The organism is Enterobacter cloacae complex sp. S1, from assembly GCF_014930525.1.
GTDB classification, from domain to species: domain Bacteria; phylum Pseudomonadota; class Gammaproteobacteria; order Enterobacterales; family Enterobacteriaceae; genus Enterobacter; species Enterobacter hormaechei_C.
The window spans coordinates 1-15663 of sequence record NZ_JADBRE010000051.1 but is presented as its reverse complement, the minus strand read 5'-3'; the positions used below and the strand labels follow the sequence as shown (position 1 = coordinate 15663).

Here is a 15663-nt window from a genome sequence, read left to right as displayed (position 1 = left end):
ATCCACTATAGATATGTACAAATGCAGTACTTTTTTTTGACATTATCCTAAGCTGGAGCTTTAACTTTTAGAGGAAAACATATGCTTAAGCTAATTGTGACAACTTTATCCCTGTTAACTGCAACTGCTGCCTATGCGCAAACTGAGATGACAGTAAGCAGTCTGGCGACGGATAGTGAAACCAGTAAAGCATTTCATGAGATGTCGAAGGATCATAACCTGCCGGACTGGGTGATGAAAGGCGGAACCAGTACACCAGCGACCAAGGTAACCTTGGACAATAAAACCTACCAGGTTGTTTCTGCCTGCAAACCCCATGATTGTGCAGCAGAACAAATTGCGATCTTGTACGCACCAGATAGCAAGAGCATGTCAGGGGTGTTTTCTAAACAATCTGGAGAAGAAAATAAGCAGAAATTGGTGTGGCTGAATTCAGGAAGTGATATCTCGATAGATGGTAGGACGGTCCTTTTTGCTGCTCTAAGTGGCAGCCTTCAAAACCATCCAGATGCCTTTAACTTCAAGTAACTATGGAGCCTCTACTGCTGTTGTGTGTGATTGTCTTTAAGTTTCATTAATAAGTCGCTACCTCTTGGGAACTTGCCGGCAGGTATTACGTCATTACTCTGGCTATGGCTAAAATGTAATCCTGCTTTTGAGTACCACGTCGGGTTATGTCTGCCCGACGTTTTTTTATTTCATAATTTACGCCTGTTAAATATGAGTTGTTTCCCGGCCACCATAAAGTACCAGTCCTAAAACAACGTTTTTTGGGGGCGTTAAATCCTGTTACCAAGCTAATATCGCCATTCTGCATTAATGACACATATTACCTGTCTATCAACCTGTCCGGCGTGGTAGGAAGTTTCGACATATCACGCTTATATCCATCAAGTGTAGGTTAAATGTAGCCTTACTTGATTAACTTCACCAAATGAATGCAGCTTCGGTGCCCAGTAGCGTTGCTTCATCAAAAGTCTATATTTTACTGCTACTTTCAAGAAAGAAACGATTCCCTTGAACTGAAATAGAAAGTTCGTGCCTGCACAATTGAAAAGGGGAAAGGGAAAAGGGGCAGGAAACAGGTACCTTAGCAGCCATTTCGAGAGAGCTAGTTAAGGAGCGTAGATTTATTTACGCTCCGGGTTGATGGCATAAAACTGCTGCCTTGAAATCTGACTTACCTGATCTGGGTGATTTCTTTCACTTCTGCGCGGTTAATCTGCTGTCTGACACCATTCGCATCCACATACCCTACTAATCCGGCGCTAGTTTCTTTAGGTTTTACTTCACTAATAATTGTTCGTCCGTCCTGAGTGACAATACTGTATGAATGTTTAGCGCATCCTACGGTAAATATAGTGACGGCAGTGAGGAGGGAAAGAGTTACAACTTTTTTCATCGAGTGCTCCTTAGATTTAAGGTATAAAAGTTTATAAAAAATTTTAATTACCGCTTACATTTATGCCTCCATTTTTTGTCAATTATTTCTTTGTTTCGTTCATAATACCGCATAAACATACCGTATCCTCGGTAACCAAATTTTTGTACAATCCTGCTTCGGTAACAGGTAGCAGTCTTTTCAACAAGACAAAATTTTTTTTGAATTTCAGCAATGCTGTCGTTATCAAGTAGACTCTGAAGAATATCTAACTCTTTTACAGTCAGTCGCGGATAGTGATGGTAAATCATACTAATTCGGCGTCTTAAATAAGCATGATATAAGGACATAATTGAGTCATGCATACTTCCCCTTAGATTGACATAAATATGATACTCACAATCTTCAGGGTAAAAACGTCCGTGCCCGGATATATCAAGCCAAATCCAGTCAGCGCCTTTTTTTAGCGACTCGCGTAGTTTATTGAACCCCCTCCAGTTACCTTCCTTGAAAATTCGGCCATCAATAAGTACCCGAATCTTACCTTTTCCTCTTATAATAGCCGGAGGATGAGTGATTCCATCATATGTCATATGAACCAAAGGCAAGCCGGTTATCTGTTTTAAACCATAAAAAAGGTAGAAGTCATCCGTAAGTAAAATACTGATGTTTTTACTGTTAATAAAATAGATATATTTTTCCATTTACACATAATGCGTCATCTCAATCCGTAAAGTTAATTGCTAGAACATAGCAATTACACTGTTGATCCCGATGCGTGCTTTTAACAATAATCTTATACATACCGGATACTGGGGCGATGAAAACATTACTATTATCCAGTCGGGTGTTCATCTTACTTCCTCTGTGATCCGGGCCAGTCACTCTCAGTTCAAAGCGTTTATCTGATATCTCCAATCTGAGGTGCTGAGACTTCTGCAGAAACACATGGTATTCATCAAATTCACCACTTTTAATTTTGCCATGAAACTCGGTATAGCTTGGCAGACTGTAGTTCTTCACATAAAACGAACTAGCATTAGTTTTATGTGATATGGCTATCATAAAGAAACACAGGAGATAGATAACTGATAGGCTAATTAGAGACTTCAAATTACGCATAACACATCCCCTTATCTTTACTTCTGCGTCCTGAACTGCATACCTCCGAAGTATTTGTTATAACATAACATTCGGAGTCTGGTCAGACAAGTTACAAGACAATTATGCATACAACTTTTAATTATTAAATATTGGTGAGATTTGAATGTGTATTCATAAATATCGATTAAGTATTTCCTATTTAGTAACAGAGTATCTTCAGGCAGTTGAGCTATGCTTATGTTATTATTTGGGAAATATTCTAAGTGGTAGAAGGGTGGACTTGTAGGAAACATAAATAAAATAATGTGGCTGGGTATTTTTAAAGTGCTGCTGTTACAGATAATTCCTAGAGAGTGTTATTGAGAAATTATTTTTTCAGATATGTTTTAAGTGGGTTGAGGAACGTCTTATATACTTAAAAGATAGGGTATAAATCAATCAAAATATGTACATAATATGTTCAATCTTTACTTTTTTATAACAATGACGTTATTTCCACTCTCTTGGGTATACGTACAAAACCAGTAAAAGTAGTTATGCTTTACATAAGACGTTTACTAACGTGGCTTCCCCGGAAGTCCAAAAAGAGTAATGTCTGAATAGGAGGTTATCATGTACAGGAGCCTTATCGGTCTCTCATTATTGTTCTTAGCGGAAGGAAGTTCTGCTAACGATAACATAACTATTAATATGCTCGCTAACAATTCATCGACGCAAAACTGTTTTCATCAGATGGTGAAAGCAAATCAGCTGCCGACTTGGGTGATCCGTAACGCATCGAATTATCCAACTCTAGAAATGACCATTCGTGAAGAACACTATTACGTCATGAAAGCCTGTAACCCTGATGATTGTGAACGCGAAAAAATCGTAATTGCTTACTCTCCACTACGAAATATTTTATCTGGTGTGTTCGCCTTTACCGAAACCCCTGAGCAACAGCAACTTAAGTGGCTTGGGATTAGTGATGAACTCCCTGATGGAAAGGCTCTGTTGTTTGCCGCATTGTCAGGGAGCCTTGAAAAGCTACGGGAGAATTTTACTAGTATGAATATAATGCCTCAAAAGGCGGAAGAATGACGACAGATCCGCTTAGGTTTAAGGCAAAGCAAAATGAAGGCGGCGGCAGAAAAGCCGCCGCGTTTTAGAGCAATGGACTTTCATTTTGAGCGGCATAAGCGGAGAGTAACTCTGTTGCAGCGAGCCGCCCCAGAGCATTGGCGGCAAATGGGCTGTCGCCAGTCAGCACGTTACGATCTTTGTGAACTGAACCTGTGATGTCATTATTAACAATGTTAATACCCATTTCACACAGTTTTTCTCCGAAATACCATGTTAGATGTCCCGGCATATATCCGATATCGGGGGTTTGCCTGTCCGCACTGTCCGGAAATGCACATATCGAATACCCGTGAAGGGGATTTATGCCGTGCCTGAGCGAGAGGAAAGCGGCAGGTCCGTGACACAACGATATGACAAATGTGCCATTACTCATCGCCCAACGAAGCGTCTCTGCTACTGCCTGGCTTTCAGACAGAGCAATTAGCGCACCGTGGCCACCTGGTATGAAGATGGCTGCATAGTCGCTTTGAGCCTCCAGACCCAAACGTATATCCGACAGCTTGCGTGGATGCCTGAACGCATCACGATAGCGTTCATAGAACGGCATAATTAACTTATCCTGAGAGGGCATCGCCCAGAATTCAAACTTTGCCATATTTCCGGAAAGTGTGACTATTTCAAAATCAAACCCGGCGGCACGCATGTGATACATTGGAACCAGTGTTTCCACAGGATGATTTCCTGTGGAAAAGAGGGATCCGTTGTTCGTGGGCAGATAGCGTTCATCTGCTGCGATCACTAGTACCTTCTTGTTTCCCTGGTAGGGATTAGAATATTCATAGTTACTTAAATCGGTCACCGGATTGGTAAATTCACTCAGGGAATAGTCAGACGGGAAAAAGGCGTTCTCTTCAGCAGGATCAATTCTTGGGCTCTTGCTTTTCATTTCTTTCATCGGCATGTCCTCAGCCACAGGGAGTTAAAGTTATCAAACTATTTTAATCTATCCCTGTAATACTGGCTCTGTTATACGCGTAAATCAGAATTTGCGGCGGTTTGCCAGCCATATACAAAGATGTTTTCAACCTTCGTCCTTCGCGCTTCGACTGCGCCAGATGGTGAAATGCGTATAAAATTTAATGGTGACTTACCTCGACGATTTTTTATGTCCTTTCAAACTGATAGTGTAAATTTTGTGCTTTTAATGCGTTGCAAAATCCGTGAGATACGTTTATATATACTGTATATGTATACAGTTGTTCGTTGCGGAGGGAAAAATGAAAATCGAGTTAACCATTGATCGCATGAAGAAACTTCCTGATGGTGCTATACCTGCACTCGAGTCAGAATTGCTCAAAAGACTCAGCAAGCAGTTTGATCATTGCCAGCTAACAATTAAGCGTGCCAGTAATGATGGTTTGACTGTTTTCGGGGGCGACAAGAAAGAGGTCGAACATATCGTGCAGGAGACTTGGGAAAGCGCGGACGAGTGGTTTTATTAATCGCGTGAATTTGACTGGAGCAGTTTCAAAGAGTATCGCTGTTTGCGTTCCCCTGGCTGTTCCCGATTACTGTTTGCCGCGTCAATAAGTCGCTCTGGGGGAAATAGTGTGTAGTGTAGATGCCTTTAATGCAGATGATCAATGGTACGACGTGGTCAGAAGGGCCGATAAAGCAGTTATCTATAGCTTCCCGGCGGAAGGGAGATATCTGGTTTATCGAGTAAATGGAATAGTTTCATTACGACCCTTACTCGAAGAGGAAGAAATCTTCACTCTTAACGGATTTATGCAATTTGCAAAACGGCTTGGGTACCGAATTACACCACCGTCTGATATCATTCTTTCATAGGCCTGAACACCCTATACCTGATGCGCCACGGAGAGAACCATGGCGCTGGAATTACAACTTATCAAACACCATTCAGGAATACTGATCCCGGCCACACCCGAGACCAGTGATATCCTGCAATCCAAAACCCGGCTCGGCGATGTTCTTGTTGCCGAGTTCAGGCGACTACGAAACCCGGCATTCCATCGGCGATTTTTCGCGCTTCTCAATCTCGGTTTTGAATACTGGGAACCAATCGGCGGGGCTATCTCGAGTAACGAGCGGAAGCTAATCACCGGCTACGCAAAGTTCCTGGCTTCTTATGGCGGGAATGAGAACGCGCTGATCGATGCTGCTGAGCAGTATCTGGAGCAAGTCGCATACCGCCGGGTCACGAATGGCATTAGCCTGTGCAAGTCATTCGATGCTTACCGCTCATGGGTAATCGTCGAGGCAGGGCACTTTGATGCTATTCAGCTACCTGACGGCACACTCAAAAAGCATCCACGTAGCATCTCATTCGCCAACATGGACGAACTCGAGTTCCAGCAACTTTATAAAGCTGCGCTCGATGTTCTTTGGCGCTGGGTCCTGTCTCGTTCATTCCGAAGTCGCGATGAGGCCGAAAATGTCGCCGCGCAGCTGCTTGGCTTTGCGGGGTGATGGGCATGCAACATTCATGGTTCCATCATACCGAATGCAGTACCGAACAGGCCGACGAACTGGTTAAGCGTTACAGAGCGCGCGGTGTGAGAGTGGAGCGCAGCCTGAACCAGGATTACGTGACCTGGACTGTCAGTGCATTACTTCCGACCTCACATACACCAGCGCGCCCGGATAGCCGCTGGCGAAACCGGATGTGGGGATGAACGTGAATACATATCAAATCACTTTGCCCTGGCCACCGAGTAACAACCGGTATTACCGGCACAACCGCGGGCGTACACACATTAGCGCTGAGGGCGTCGCGTACCGCTATGCCGTGGCCAGTGTCATTCGAAGCGCTAGGCTAAACATCCGAACGGCTGCACCACTCAAAATCCGAATTGAATGTCACATGCCCGACCGCCGGCGCCGCGATCTGGATAACCTCCAAAAAGCTGCATTCGACGCTTTAACTAAGGCGGGATTATGGCTGGATGATTGCCAGGTAGTCGACTATCGCGTTGTGAAGATGCCTGTCGTTAAGGGCGGGAAATTAGAACTCACCATTACCGAGCTGGAGACCGCATGAATCTTGAATATACCCTCAAATATCACTTCGCCAAATCGACAATGATTAGCGACTCTCCGCGTGCTACTGCGTCAGACTCATTAACCGGAACGGATATTATGGCCGCTATGGGCATGACGCAGGAACGGGCCGCCATGGGTTATAGCGCTTTTCTCGGGAAGATGGGGATCAGCAATACTGACCGGGAGAGGGCGATCGAGCTGTTGGCTCAGTACGCGCTGACTAAGTGCGATCGGGTTGCGGCATTACGGAAGCTTGATGCAGAGATTAAACCACTGGTAATGCATCAGTTGGCCACCTTCGCGTTCGAAGACTATTCCCGCAGCGCCGCCAGCGTGAAGCAGTGCGATGTCTGCAATGGGGAAGGGTTTGTTGACGCGGAGGTTTTCAGCACGAAGTCTCACACTCCGGCAAAAGAGAAGAAGTTCGTGAAGATGTCTTTGCTCATGGGCGTCGAAGATGTTCGACCTTCTGAGTTCGAGATTCGCAGACCGGTCAGGGAGATAGCGCGCGTTCTGTGCCCTCAGTGTAAGGGCAAGAAGGTAGTAAGTTGTGCCTGTAGAGATTGCCATGGTCGCGGAAAAGCCATTAATCAGGTTCTTACTGAACAGCGGGGCGTTCCGATTTTAGCTGATTGCAAGCGCTGCGGCGGACGTGGATATGAGCGTATCCCCTCAACTGAGGCTTACGCTGCGGTGCGCCAGATAACAGATACAATCAGCCTGGATACCTGGAAGAAGTCTGTTAAGCCCTTTTACGATCAGCTAATCACCAAATTTGACATCGAAGAGGCATGGGCCGACGCGCAGTTGAAGCAGATAACAAAATAGGGCGTTATTTTATCGTGAGCTATTTACTTTTCCCGAATCTGTGGTAATTTTGCTCTAACGATGGGTTATTGCCTTCGTTTAAAGCCCTGCGGTTAACCCGTAGGGCTTTTTGCTTTATAGCAATTTAAGAATTACTAAAACCATACAACCCCGTAGTAACTTCTAATTTCCCAGCCATGCTGGTGGGAAAATGGAAGAGGGTTGCTACTGGCTACAGCACAACGGCAGAATTCAGGTAACCTACTACACCGATGGTGTAACCGATGACCTTGAAACGGGCCAGTTGATAACTGGTGTCTGGCATCTGACGCAGGGAGACGACATTTGCCATAACGGAGAGGTAGAGGTGATTGAAGTCCTTCTGCCTGTACCATTTAAATGAATATATTCATCTGATTACGTGGCAGATTCTTCATACTGCACATATGCTTTTTAAGCATCCTGAGTAATGGATGTTTCTGAAAGCATTTTTGTGGTGGATCCCCCTAAGCGGAGGGGCGATTCAGCAGGACATTTCTCCAGAGTGTCCAACCAGCGCGCGGAAATGAATGCTGTGATCATTTCCACCGGGAGGCACCCGGCACCACTCCCTCAGTTATTGCCAACTTAGCTATTTATGCCTGCTTTTCCGAGCAGGCTTTTTTTTCATTTATTAATCATCCATTGACCAGATGAATGTTTCTTGTTTTAGTTATGAATGTGGTGAATCCCGTCTAAGCGATGGGGCGTCTGGTTAACTGCTATGTGCAGGTATGCACGCGACTTTGACGACCAGAGATAAGTCACCGGGAGGCACCCGGCGCCACATCCTCAAAAAAACGTTTTGTCGACCACCAGGTTCTGAATCGTCATATACACTTCTAAATGAAACAATTTAAGAGGTGAATTATGAAAGAGGGATATTATTGGATTAGACACAATGACTGTGTCCAGATCGCCTACTTTTCGCACGGTAAAACTGAAGATATGGTTACAGGAAAAATAATCAGAGGCGTCTGGCATCTAACTCGTGGCTACGATCTTTGCCATAACGGTGAAGCGGTCGTTCTGGAAGGACCTATATCCCCACCTTTGTGAACATACTTCGAAGAACACAGGCTGCCTAAGGGCGGCCTTTTTTATTTCCCCTCAAATTTACTGAGAGGATTCACAGCAATATGAGGGGGGCCGATGTCCGATCCATTTTCCGGCACGGGGCTGGCCGGTTTAGCTTTGACTGGAGCCAGTGTCTACGGTCTATTGACCGGAACTGACTACGGTGTTGTTTTTGGTGCATTTGCGGGCGCCGTATTTTACATAGCGACAGCGGCTGACCTAAGTGTGTTACGTCGGTTGGCATACTTCTTCGTGTCGTATATCGTCGGCATTCTTTGTTCGGGGCTGTTGGGTTCAAAACTTACATCCTGGACGGGGTACACCGAGAAGCCTCTGGATGCTATCGGTGCCGTAATAGCTTCTGCGTTAGCCATTCAAATCCTTACGTTCCTGAACAAGCAGGACATTGGCTCGCTGGTGGCGCTGATAACGCGCCGGGGAGGTTCAGGTGGTACTAAATGACCCAACAGCAACTATCAACGCGCTGCTCTGCGCCGGAGTTGTAATTACTCTGATGTTTTATCGCCGCGGTGATTCGCGGCATCGGCCATGGATTTCGCGTTTTGCCTGGCTGATTACCGTCACTTATAGCGCTGTACCGCTGGCGTACCTGTGTGGGATTTACCCGCATTCATCATGGGCCACCATTGCGGCAAACATCATATTCCTTTCCGTGCTGGTGGCCGTCAAAGGCAACGTTGCACGTCTGGTTGATCATCTGAGGCACTAATGAATCAAACACAATTTCAGAAGGCGGCTGGTATCAGCGCCGGGTTAGCTGCGCGCTGGTTTCCGCATATCGACGCCGCTATGAAGGAATACGGCATAACCACACCGCTTGATCAGGCGATGTTTATTGCCCAGATGGGGCATGAAAGCTCCAGATTTACCTGTGTGGTGGAAAATCTTAATTATGCGGCAGAAAACTTGGTGCCGACGTTCGGCAGCCACCGCATCACATCTCAGCAAGCCGCTGCACTTGGCAGAACGACAACGCAACCAGCAAACCAGAAAGCGATCGCCAATCTGGTATACGGTGGAGAGTGGGGAAAAGAACATCTTGGCAATCAGGTTGCCGGTGATGGCTGGAAATATCGCGGTCGTGGGCTGAAACAGATTACCGGCCTGAGCAACTATCGCAGTTGTGGCCAGGCGTTGAAACTGGAACTTGTTACCCACCCGGAGCTGCTTGAACAGGATGAATACGCCGCGCGCTCAGCTGCATGGTTTTATGTTTCCCGAGGTTGCCTGCTTCATTCCGGCGACGTGGAGCGCGTGACGCTTCTTATCAATGGCGGCAAAAACGGGTTGGATAAACGCCGCGCGTTGTTTAACCTGGCGAAATCCGTTCTGGTGTGAGGTGAATGTGGGGATCGAAACGATAATCGGGCTGGCCGCGTTGGTTATTTCCGCTATTGCCGGCGCTTTTGGCCTAGGCAATATTCGCGGCACCAGCAAAGCGGAAGTGAAAGCCGACCAGCAGCGCGCAGAAGATAACGCAGCGGCAACGGTCACGGTAGCCGAACGCCGGGTAGAAGCAACGAAAGAGGCCAGCAATGTACATCAGACTGTTAACCATATGCCTGGCGTCGATGTTGATCGCGAGCTGCGGGACAAATGGACCCGTAAGGGTTGAGGTGGTGGACACTGCATGCGACTGGGTTAAACCCATTTACGGTACGCATCACGACTGGGATGTACTGGATAAGCAGACGAAGCGTGACATCCTGGCGCATAACAAAGCATGGAAAGCAAATTGCGGGAAAAATTGAGCCTCATCCCTGAGGTTCGGACACAGTCTCTCCTCTGGACTTTAACCGTAGCAAATATTGAGAATTCTGTTATACAAATGGACAATTCTTGTGGCGCAGATGATTAATTAGCAGGGAAAAGCTTGAACAAATCAGGGTGGCTCATCCTTGAGCACACGGGTAGTCCTGAACGACGACTTCACCTGACATAGCAAAGTCTATGTAAGAGTCTAGAAAACAATGAGTATTTATCAAGGCGGGAAAGGAAAAAAGTCCCTTCCGAAATGAAATCCTGCAATTCGGAAGGGAGACCAAAGGGGTCATCATTACAAGAGAATGTAAATGTAATCCATTTCTCAAAAGTAAAAAGGTGTATTAAATAAATAACTCAAAGGAACGAAAATCTACTTTCTTCTAATGCCTGATGGGTATGCGGAATGAATGATTAGCGAAGAATTTTAACAATGCTCACAACTTTATTTTGTCTGTCAGCTACATTTTAATGGCACGAGTGATTCGATATCTCTGCCATACAGATGAATCCCCCTGAGCGGAGGGGCAACCAGTCACTGCTGGACGTAACGTTGCGGGTTTGCAGAGTGATGCAAGTCCACCGGGAGGCACCCGGCATCTGAATGCTTGACTAAAGGAATAGGGTACACGTCGAAATGAGTGCGAAGTAATACCTACTTACTGCTAGACCCAGCCAGTTCTGTCCGAGCTGGCTTTTTTTTGCAAAAAAAAGCCCTCTCAGAGAGGGCTACAGGAGTCTCAGTTTCGTTGCTCTTTTTATTGATGTTCCCCGGAGTTGGCATTCTCCGCATCAGAGTCATGTATAGCCTGGCAGCCAGGCAGATAACAACAAGCGTAAGCGTGGGATATTAAGAATTTCCTCAGGTTGTTTTCACTTGTGGATGGGCTAAAGATCTTGAAGCAATAAGCGGGTTGACCGCAGCCATAAGGCCATGCAGCAGCCATAATGCTGCCCCGAGTCGCGTAATGGCGAGCAGGTATAGCATACCGTGGTGAGGGTTAATAAGGGGAAATGCTCCGATAGGTGGCAGCCATTACAACGCTAGTCTGCCGGTGGTCTTGATATTGGAATGTGCATAAATCCTTTGCTGAAGTAAGTTAATGGCTTTAGCTAATGAGATAAAAATGAGTGAACAAAAGCATTCCCATGTTGTGACCGTGGTGAAGAATTCTATGTTGTCTCTTTATGGGAGGCCGATGCTGAGAGCTATGACGATGTTGTAATGATGGATCGATTTGATGATTATCTTGACTGTATGGTACCTGAAGTTAGCTCATTCGAAGTGTGGCTGGATGAGCATGAGGAATATGAGGGTAATTATCATTTATGCCCAGGTTGTGGCTCAGATAGTTAGAATCTAATTGTGGCTATCAAGCCGCCTACGGGCGGTTTTATCGGTATAATAATGGGTATGACAAACAACCGAAGATTATCTTTTTTTATAATGAAAATATACAATCAACACAATATTCTCAATGATTATTTTAAATGGTGGTTTTTTGAAATTAATTGGAGGGGGCTTGATTTGATAAAGCGCCTCTCCATTTTTAGTCAAGTATTATCAACCTATATAGTGCAAAACAGAATAGAGAACAGCACTGCTCAGCGCAGGGATAAGCTTAAGGATGCCCGTGATACTATTTTTCTCTTTACCAGTAGGCAAATTGGCGAAATCAATAATCGCGCCGGTAACAGCCCAGTTTGAAGCATAAAAAGCGATGCCTTTTAAGGGGTCGGTTTGTGAAACCCAGAGTGTAAAACCAATATTTGCTAAAACTGAGACTATTAGCAATAAACATATCCACCTAAATTTCTTTTCCCCTATGTTCGATGACGTCAGCGCAGTGCTAATTAATTCACTTTCAGGGGAGTCAACGAGGCTGTTCTTTTCATTTTTAGAGCTTTCATCAAAAATGGCATTAGTGCTTGGTTTTACTTCAGTTTTTGTTTCATCTTTATATGTCATTATAATCTCAACTTTTTCATTATTAACGTATTGTAAGTAATATTGATCATTTACGAAGAAAACTAAAGAGGATTTTATGGCTAAACCGGACTGGGGCGTGCTTCAGCAACGGTTCCTGTCCGAACATGCCGCAACCGGCGTATCACCGAAGGAGTGGTGTGAAGCGCAGGGACTGAATTACGCTACCGCCCGTCGATATATCAAAAAACCTTCTGCGCAAACTGCGCAAAAATCTGCGCAGAAAAAAGTGCGCAGTGCGCAGAAAGAACAAAGCGCAAATGAGCTGATGGATGATGATGGACTTACGGCTCAGCAACGCTTATTTGTCGCGGAGTACCTGAAGGACAACAACGCCACCGCTGCCGCTGCACGTGCTGGTTATAGTGACCCAAACTACGGTCGCCAGCTCATAACGAATCCTAACGTTGCCCAGGCCATTGCGCAGCAGCAGAAAGCCTCCATTGCGCGCACGCTTGGCGGTGCCGATGAAGTCCTCGCGCAGATGTGGCAGCTTGCCACCTTCGATGCAAACCAGCTATCGCAGTATCGCCGCGGCGCGTGTCGTTACTGCTGGGGCTTCGGTCACCAGTACCAGTGGCGCGATATGGTGGAGTTCGAAGAGAAACGCCTCGAAGCGCTTGAGCGGAAGAGTCGCGAGCCCGCTGATGTTGGCGGCTATGGCTACGATCACACCCGAGAGCCTAACCTTGGCTGTCCGCGCTGCAACGGCGATGGTATTGGCCAGCCGTATTTCGCCGACACCCGGAAACTCTCCCCTGTTGCTGCTCTGGCTTATTCCGGTGTGAAGTTGGGGAAGAATGGCGTCGAGATAACAGCTATCAGCCGTGAGCGAATGTTCGAAGCCGTAATAAAACGGCTTGGCCTGGCGGATAGCGAGTTCGCTCAGCGTCTCCAGCAGATCGAAATCGACCGCCGGCAGCTGGAGGTTGAGAAACTCCGCAAAGAGCTGGCCGGTGATGGTGATGATGACGAACCGACCCCAGTGCAGATCAATATCAACGTAGTGGACGCGAGGGCGGAAGATGGGGATCAGCCCGACGCTTAACATTCCTCAGGCGCGTTTCCTCGCGATGCAGCACAAATTCAAAGCCTATGTTGCCGGGTTCGGTTCCGGTAAGACGTGGGTGGGTTGTGGCGGCATCTGTAAGGGAATGTGGGAACACCCGAAGATTAACCAAGGCTATTTCGCGCCGACGTACCCGCAGATTCGTGACATCTTCTACCCGACGATTGAGGAAGTGGCCTTTGACTGGGGGCTGAGCGTCATAATCAATGAGGGGAACAAAGAGGTTCACTTCTACGAGGGGCGACGGTACCGCGGGACAACCATCTGCCGCTCGATGGAAAAGCCCGGCTCGATAGTCGGCTTTAAAATCGGTAATGCTATGGTGGATGAACTGGACGTCATGGCGGCTGCTAAAGCGCAACAGGCATGGCGAAAAATCATAGCCCGTATGCGTTACAAGGTAGACGGGCTGCGTAACGGTATTGACGTCACCACCACGCCGGAAGGGTTCAAATTCGTCTACCAGCAGTTTGTGAAGGCGGTGCGTGAAAAGCCCGAGCTTTCTGCTCTGTACGGTCTGATACAGGCCAGTACGTTCGACAACGCGAAGAACCTGCCCCCGGATTACATCCCGTCGCTGCTGAGTTCTTATCCTGATGAACTGATTCAGGCTTACCTGCGCGGGAAGTTCACTAACCTCAACAGCGGGACCATTTACCACACCTTTAACCGTAAGCTGAACAACTGTTCTGACGAGATTCAGGATGGGGATCCGCTGTTTATCGGTATGGACTTCAACGTTGGAAAAATGGCCGCGATTGTTCACGTAAAGCGTAACGGGCTACCGCGCGCGGTTCGCGAACTGGTGAAGGTCTACGACACGCCGGCGATGATTAAGCGTATCCAGGAAGAGTTCTGGCGATATGAGAATGGGCGTTATGTGAAGAGCCGGGAGATTTACATCTACCCGGATGCGTCAGGCGACTCCCGCAAATCGCAGAACGCCAGCAAGACGGATATTGCCCAGCTTAACGATGCCGGCTTCAGTGTCATCGTTGATGATGCCAACCCGCCGGTTAAAGACCGCATTAACTCAATGAACGCCATGTTCTGCAACGCCAACGGTGAGCGCCGCTATCTGGTCAACGTCCAGAATTGCCCGGTCTACACCGAGAGCCTCGAGCAGCAAATCTGGGCGGCTAATGGCGAACCGGATAAATCAGCGGATAACGATCACCCCAATGATGCAGGTGGGTACTTCATTGTGAAGGATTACCCCATCGTGAAACCGGCATACTCAATCACCATGGACACCACTTTCTGATATGGCAAACGACGACATCACCTGGGTTCGACCAGAACACCGGGCGGCTTCTGCTGCCTGGCGGAAATACAGAGACTTTTGCAAAGGCGCTGAGGCCGTAAAAGCGGCGGGCAATAAGTACTTGCCTTATCTCGATCCAACCGATAAATCCACGCGCAACCGTAAGCGCAACGAGGACTATCTGCGCCGCGCTGTATTTTACGCCATTGCTGGCAATACGAAGATCGGCATGCTTGGCATGGCGTATCGCAAAGACCCAACGTTTAACGGCCCGGAGAAGCTGAAATACCTGCTGGATAATGCTGACGGGGCGGGTACCAGCATTTATCAGCAGTCACAGCTGGTGGTCGAGAACGTGCTGGAGGTGGCGCGAGATGGGCTTTATGTTGACTATGCAGAGGCATCAGACGAAGCGATCATTCTCCGCTAACGCCACTGAACCTTCCCGTTCTTCCCGATATGTACGTCTGAATAAACCGTCTTTTTAATCAACCTCGCTTCGGCGGGGTTTTTTATTGCCTGGAGAAAATATGCTTTATAACACTGGCACCATCGCCATTAACGGAAATACAGCCACCGGCACCGGCACGAACTGGACGGCACCCGCCAGCCAGATTCGGGTTGGCCAGACGTTGTTTGTTCTTTCTAACCCGGTACAGATGTTTCAGATCACGGCCATCAACAGTGCGACGTCAATGACGGTTACGCCAGCTGCTTCCCCGGCGCTGAGCGGCCAGAAGTATGGAATCCTTGTGTCAGACATTATCTCGGTTGATGGGCTGGCACAGGCCATGTCTCAGCTCATTAAAGAGTACGACGAGAACATCGGCGCGTGGGAGACGTTCGCCACCACCTCAGCAAACCAGAACATCACCGTCACCATCAACGGCACTCATGTAACCATTCCGGCGATCGGTAAGCTGGCGCAGAAGGGGAGTAATGGAGCTATCCCGATTGGGCAGGGCGGGACCGGCGCAACGAATGCCGCTGACGCTCGCACAAACCTCGGTTTGGGAAACAGCGCT

At 47.2% G+C, this 15663-nt stretch carries 18 protein-coding genes and 2 pseudogenes; 16 read left to right on the top strand and 4 right to left on the bottom strand.

Features of this window, described 5'->3' with window-relative positions:
• Window positions 1-81: 81 nt before the first annotated feature.
• A complete protein-coding gene (gene ivy, locus IM290_RS21210) occupies window positions 82-528 on the top strand; it encodes an Ivy family C-type lysozyme inhibitor (RefSeq protein WP_047057731.1) in 447 nt (148 codons plus the stop codon).
• 652 nt (window positions 529-1180) lie between these two features.
• On the opposite strand, the gene IM290_RS21205 is transcribed toward ivy, so the two are convergent.
• Both IM290_RS21205 and IM290_RS21200 read right to left on the bottom strand, forming a co-directional pair.
• Complete coding sequence (locus tag IM290_RS21205; RefSeq protein WP_069595774.1) at window positions 1181-1402, bottom strand: YgdI/YgdR family lipoprotein; 222 nt, start codon at window positions 1400-1402, stop codon at window positions 1181-1183.
• A 47-nt stretch (window positions 1403-1449) separates the two neighbouring features.
• A complete protein-coding gene (locus IM290_RS21200) occupies window positions 1450-2085 on the bottom strand; it encodes a transcriptional regulator (RefSeq protein ID WP_047057736.1) in 636 nt (211 codons plus the stop codon).
• A gap of 1012 nt (window positions 2086-3097) precedes the next feature.
• On the opposite strand from IM290_RS21200, the gene IM290_RS21195 reads away from it, so the two are divergent.
• The gene (locus IM290_RS21195; RefSeq protein WP_047057741.1) at window positions 3098-3565 is read left to right on the top strand and encodes an Ivy family c-type lysozyme inhibitor; all 468 of its coding nucleotides are present in this window, start codon (window positions 3098-3100) and stop codon (window positions 3563-3565) included.
• 64 nt (window positions 3566-3629) lie between these two features.
• Here the strand turns inward: IM290_RS21195 and hchA are convergent, their stop codons facing one another.
• Window positions 3630-4502, bottom strand: a complete 873-nt coding sequence (gene hchA / locus IM290_RS21190; protein ID WP_193042694.1) for a glyoxalase III HchA — start codon at window positions 4500-4502, stop codon at window positions 3630-3632.
• Window positions 4503-4824: 322 nt separating this feature from the next.
• Here hchA and IM290_RS21185 point away from each other — a divergent pair, with 322 nt between their 5' ends.
• From IM290_RS21185 to IM290_RS21145, 10 genes are all read left to right on the top strand, one after another.
• On the top strand, window positions 4825-5049 hold the full coding sequence (locus IM290_RS21185; RefSeq protein WP_033488013.1) for a DinI family protein: 225 nt from the start codon (window positions 4825-4827) through the stop codon (window positions 5047-5049).
• Window positions 5050-5437: 388 nt separating this feature from the next.
• On the top strand, window positions 5438-6040 hold the full coding sequence (locus IM290_RS21180; RefSeq protein ID WP_069595775.1) for a DUF1367 family protein: 603 nt from the start codon (window positions 5438-5440) through the stop codon (window positions 6038-6040).
• Window positions 6040-6246: a hypothetical protein gene (locus IM290_RS21175; protein ID WP_071591740.1), complete on the top strand. Its 207-nt coding sequence runs from the start codon at window positions 6040-6042 to the stop codon at window positions 6244-6246. Before IM290_RS21180 ends, IM290_RS21175 begins: the two co-directional genes overlap by 1 nt.
• Window positions 6247-6248: 2 nt before the next feature.
• Window positions 6249-6611 carry a crossover junction endodeoxyribonuclease RusA gene (rusA, locus tag IM290_RS21170; RefSeq protein ID WP_047057762.1) on the top strand — a complete coding sequence of 121 codons (363 nt, stop codon included), beginning with the start codon at window positions 6249-6251 and terminating at the stop codon, window positions 6609-6611.
• Window positions 6608-7441 carry an antitermination protein gene (locus IM290_RS21165; protein WP_193042695.1) on the top strand — a complete coding sequence of 278 codons (834 nt, stop codon included), beginning with the start codon at window positions 6608-6610 and terminating at the stop codon, window positions 7439-7441. Before rusA ends, IM290_RS21165 begins: the two co-directional genes overlap by 4 nt.
• 190 nt (window positions 7442-7631) lie before the next feature.
• Window positions 7632-7823 carry a hypothetical protein gene (locus tag IM290_RS21710; protein WP_020480526.1) on the top strand — a complete coding sequence of 64 codons (192 nt, stop codon included), beginning with the start codon at window positions 7632-7634 and terminating at the stop codon, window positions 7821-7823.
• Between the two features lie 788 nt (window positions 7824-8611).
• On the top strand, window positions 8612-8998 hold the full coding sequence (locus IM290_RS21160) for a phage holin family protein (protein WP_193042696.1): 387 nt from the start codon (window positions 8612-8614) through the stop codon (window positions 8996-8998).
• Complete coding sequence (locus IM290_RS21155; protein ID WP_047057764.1) at window positions 8985-9266, top strand: phage holin family protein; 282 nt, start codon at window positions 8985-8987, stop codon at window positions 9264-9266. Before IM290_RS21160 ends, IM290_RS21155 begins: the two co-directional genes overlap by 14 nt.
• On the top strand, window positions 9266-9895 hold the full coding sequence (locus IM290_RS21150) for a glycoside hydrolase family 19 protein (RefSeq protein WP_047057754.1): 630 nt from the start codon (window positions 9266-9268) through the stop codon (window positions 9893-9895). Before IM290_RS21155 ends, IM290_RS21150 begins: the two co-directional genes overlap by 1 nt.
• Before the next feature lie 7 nt (window positions 9896-9902).
• Window positions 9903-10172 (top strand): hypothetical protein, encoded by a 270-nt coding sequence (locus IM290_RS21145; RefSeq protein ID WP_193042697.1) that lies wholly within the window; start codon window positions 9903-9905, stop codon window positions 10170-10172.
• A 1710-nt stretch (window positions 10173-11882) separates the two neighbouring features.
• Here IM290_RS21145 and IM290_RS21140 read toward each other — a convergent pair.
• Entirely contained in the window at window positions 11883-12287 is a 405-nt protein-coding gene (locus IM290_RS21140; RefSeq protein ID WP_058686504.1) for a hypothetical protein, read from the bottom strand.
• Window positions 12288-12363: 76 nt separating this feature from the next.
• Here IM290_RS21140 and IM290_RS21135 point away from each other — a divergent pair, with 76 nt between their 5' ends.
• The 4 genes and pseudogenes from IM290_RS21135 to IM290_RS21120 all read left to right on the top strand — a co-directional run.
• Window positions 12364-13353 carry a terminase small subunit gene (locus IM290_RS21135; protein WP_193042392.1) on the top strand — a complete coding sequence of 330 codons (990 nt, stop codon included), beginning with the start codon at window positions 12364-12366 and terminating at the stop codon, window positions 13351-13353.
• Window positions 13331-14638, top strand: coding sequence for a terminase large subunit domain-containing protein (locus IM290_RS21130; protein WP_193042393.1), 1308 nt, complete (start codon window positions 13331-13333; stop codon window positions 14636-14638). Before IM290_RS21135 ends, IM290_RS21130 begins: the two co-directional genes overlap by 23 nt.
• A 1-nt stretch (window position 14639) precedes the next feature.
• Window positions 14640-15065 (top strand): annotated as a pseudogene (locus IM290_RS21125) (hypothetical protein); the annotation flags it as partial.
• Window positions 15066-15168: 103 nt separating this feature from the next.
• Window positions 15169-15663: pseudogene (locus IM290_RS21120) on the top strand (phage tail protein); the annotation flags it as partial.

What these genes read in the sequence shown, in the direction of transcription:
- ivy (WP_047057731.1), top strand. Translation starts at nt 82, where the DNA reads ATGCTTAAGCTAATTGTGACAACTTTATCCCTGTTAACTGCAACTGCT.
- IM290_RS21205 (WP_069595774.1), bottom strand. Translation starts at nt 1,402, where the DNA reads ATGAAAAAAGTTGTAACTCTTTCCCTCCTCACTGCCGTCACTATATTT.
- IM290_RS21200 (WP_047057736.1), bottom strand. Translation starts at nt 2,085, where the DNA reads ATGGAAAAATATATCTATTTTATTAACAGTAAAAACATCAGTATTTTA.
- IM290_RS21195 (WP_047057741.1), top strand. Translation starts at nt 3,098, where the DNA reads ATGTACAGGAGCCTTATCGGTCTCTCATTATTGTTCTTAGCGGAAGGA.
- hchA (WP_193042694.1), bottom strand. Translation starts at nt 4,502, where the DNA reads ATGAAAGAAATGAAAAGCAAGAGCCCAAGAATTGATCCTGCTGAAGAG.
- IM290_RS21185 (WP_033488013.1), top strand. Translation starts at nt 4,825, where the DNA reads ATGAAAATCGAGTTAACCATTGATCGCATGAAGAAACTTCCTGATGGT.
- IM290_RS21180 (WP_069595775.1), top strand. Translation starts at nt 5,438, where the DNA reads ATGGCGCTGGAATTACAACTTATCAAACACCATTCAGGAATACTGATC.
- IM290_RS21175 (WP_071591740.1), top strand. Translation starts at nt 6,040, where the DNA reads ATGGGCATGCAACATTCATGGTTCCATCATACCGAATGCAGTACCGAA.
- IM290_RS21165 (WP_193042695.1), top strand. Translation starts at nt 6,608, where the DNA reads ATGAATCTTGAATATACCCTCAAATATCACTTCGCCAAATCGACAATG.
- IM290_RS21710 (WP_020480526.1), top strand. Translation starts at nt 7,632, where the DNA reads ATGGAAGAGGGTTGCTACTGGCTACAGCACAACGGCAGAATTCAGGTA.
- IM290_RS21160 (WP_193042696.1), top strand. Translation starts at nt 8,612, where the DNA reads ATGTCCGATCCATTTTCCGGCACGGGGCTGGCCGGTTTAGCTTTGACT.
- IM290_RS21150 (WP_047057754.1), top strand. Translation starts at nt 9,266, where the DNA reads ATGAATCAAACACAATTTCAGAAGGCGGCTGGTATCAGCGCCGGGTTA.
- IM290_RS21140 (WP_058686504.1), bottom strand. Translation starts at nt 12,287, where the DNA reads ATGACATATAAAGATGAAACAAAAACTGAAGTAAAACCAAGCACTAAT.
- IM290_RS21135 (WP_193042392.1), top strand. Translation starts at nt 12,364, where the DNA reads ATGGCTAAACCGGACTGGGGCGTGCTTCAGCAACGGTTCCTGTCCGAA.
- IM290_RS21130 (WP_193042393.1), top strand. Translation starts at nt 13,331, where the DNA reads ATGGGGATCAGCCCGACGCTTAACATTCCTCAGGCGCGTTTCCTCGCG.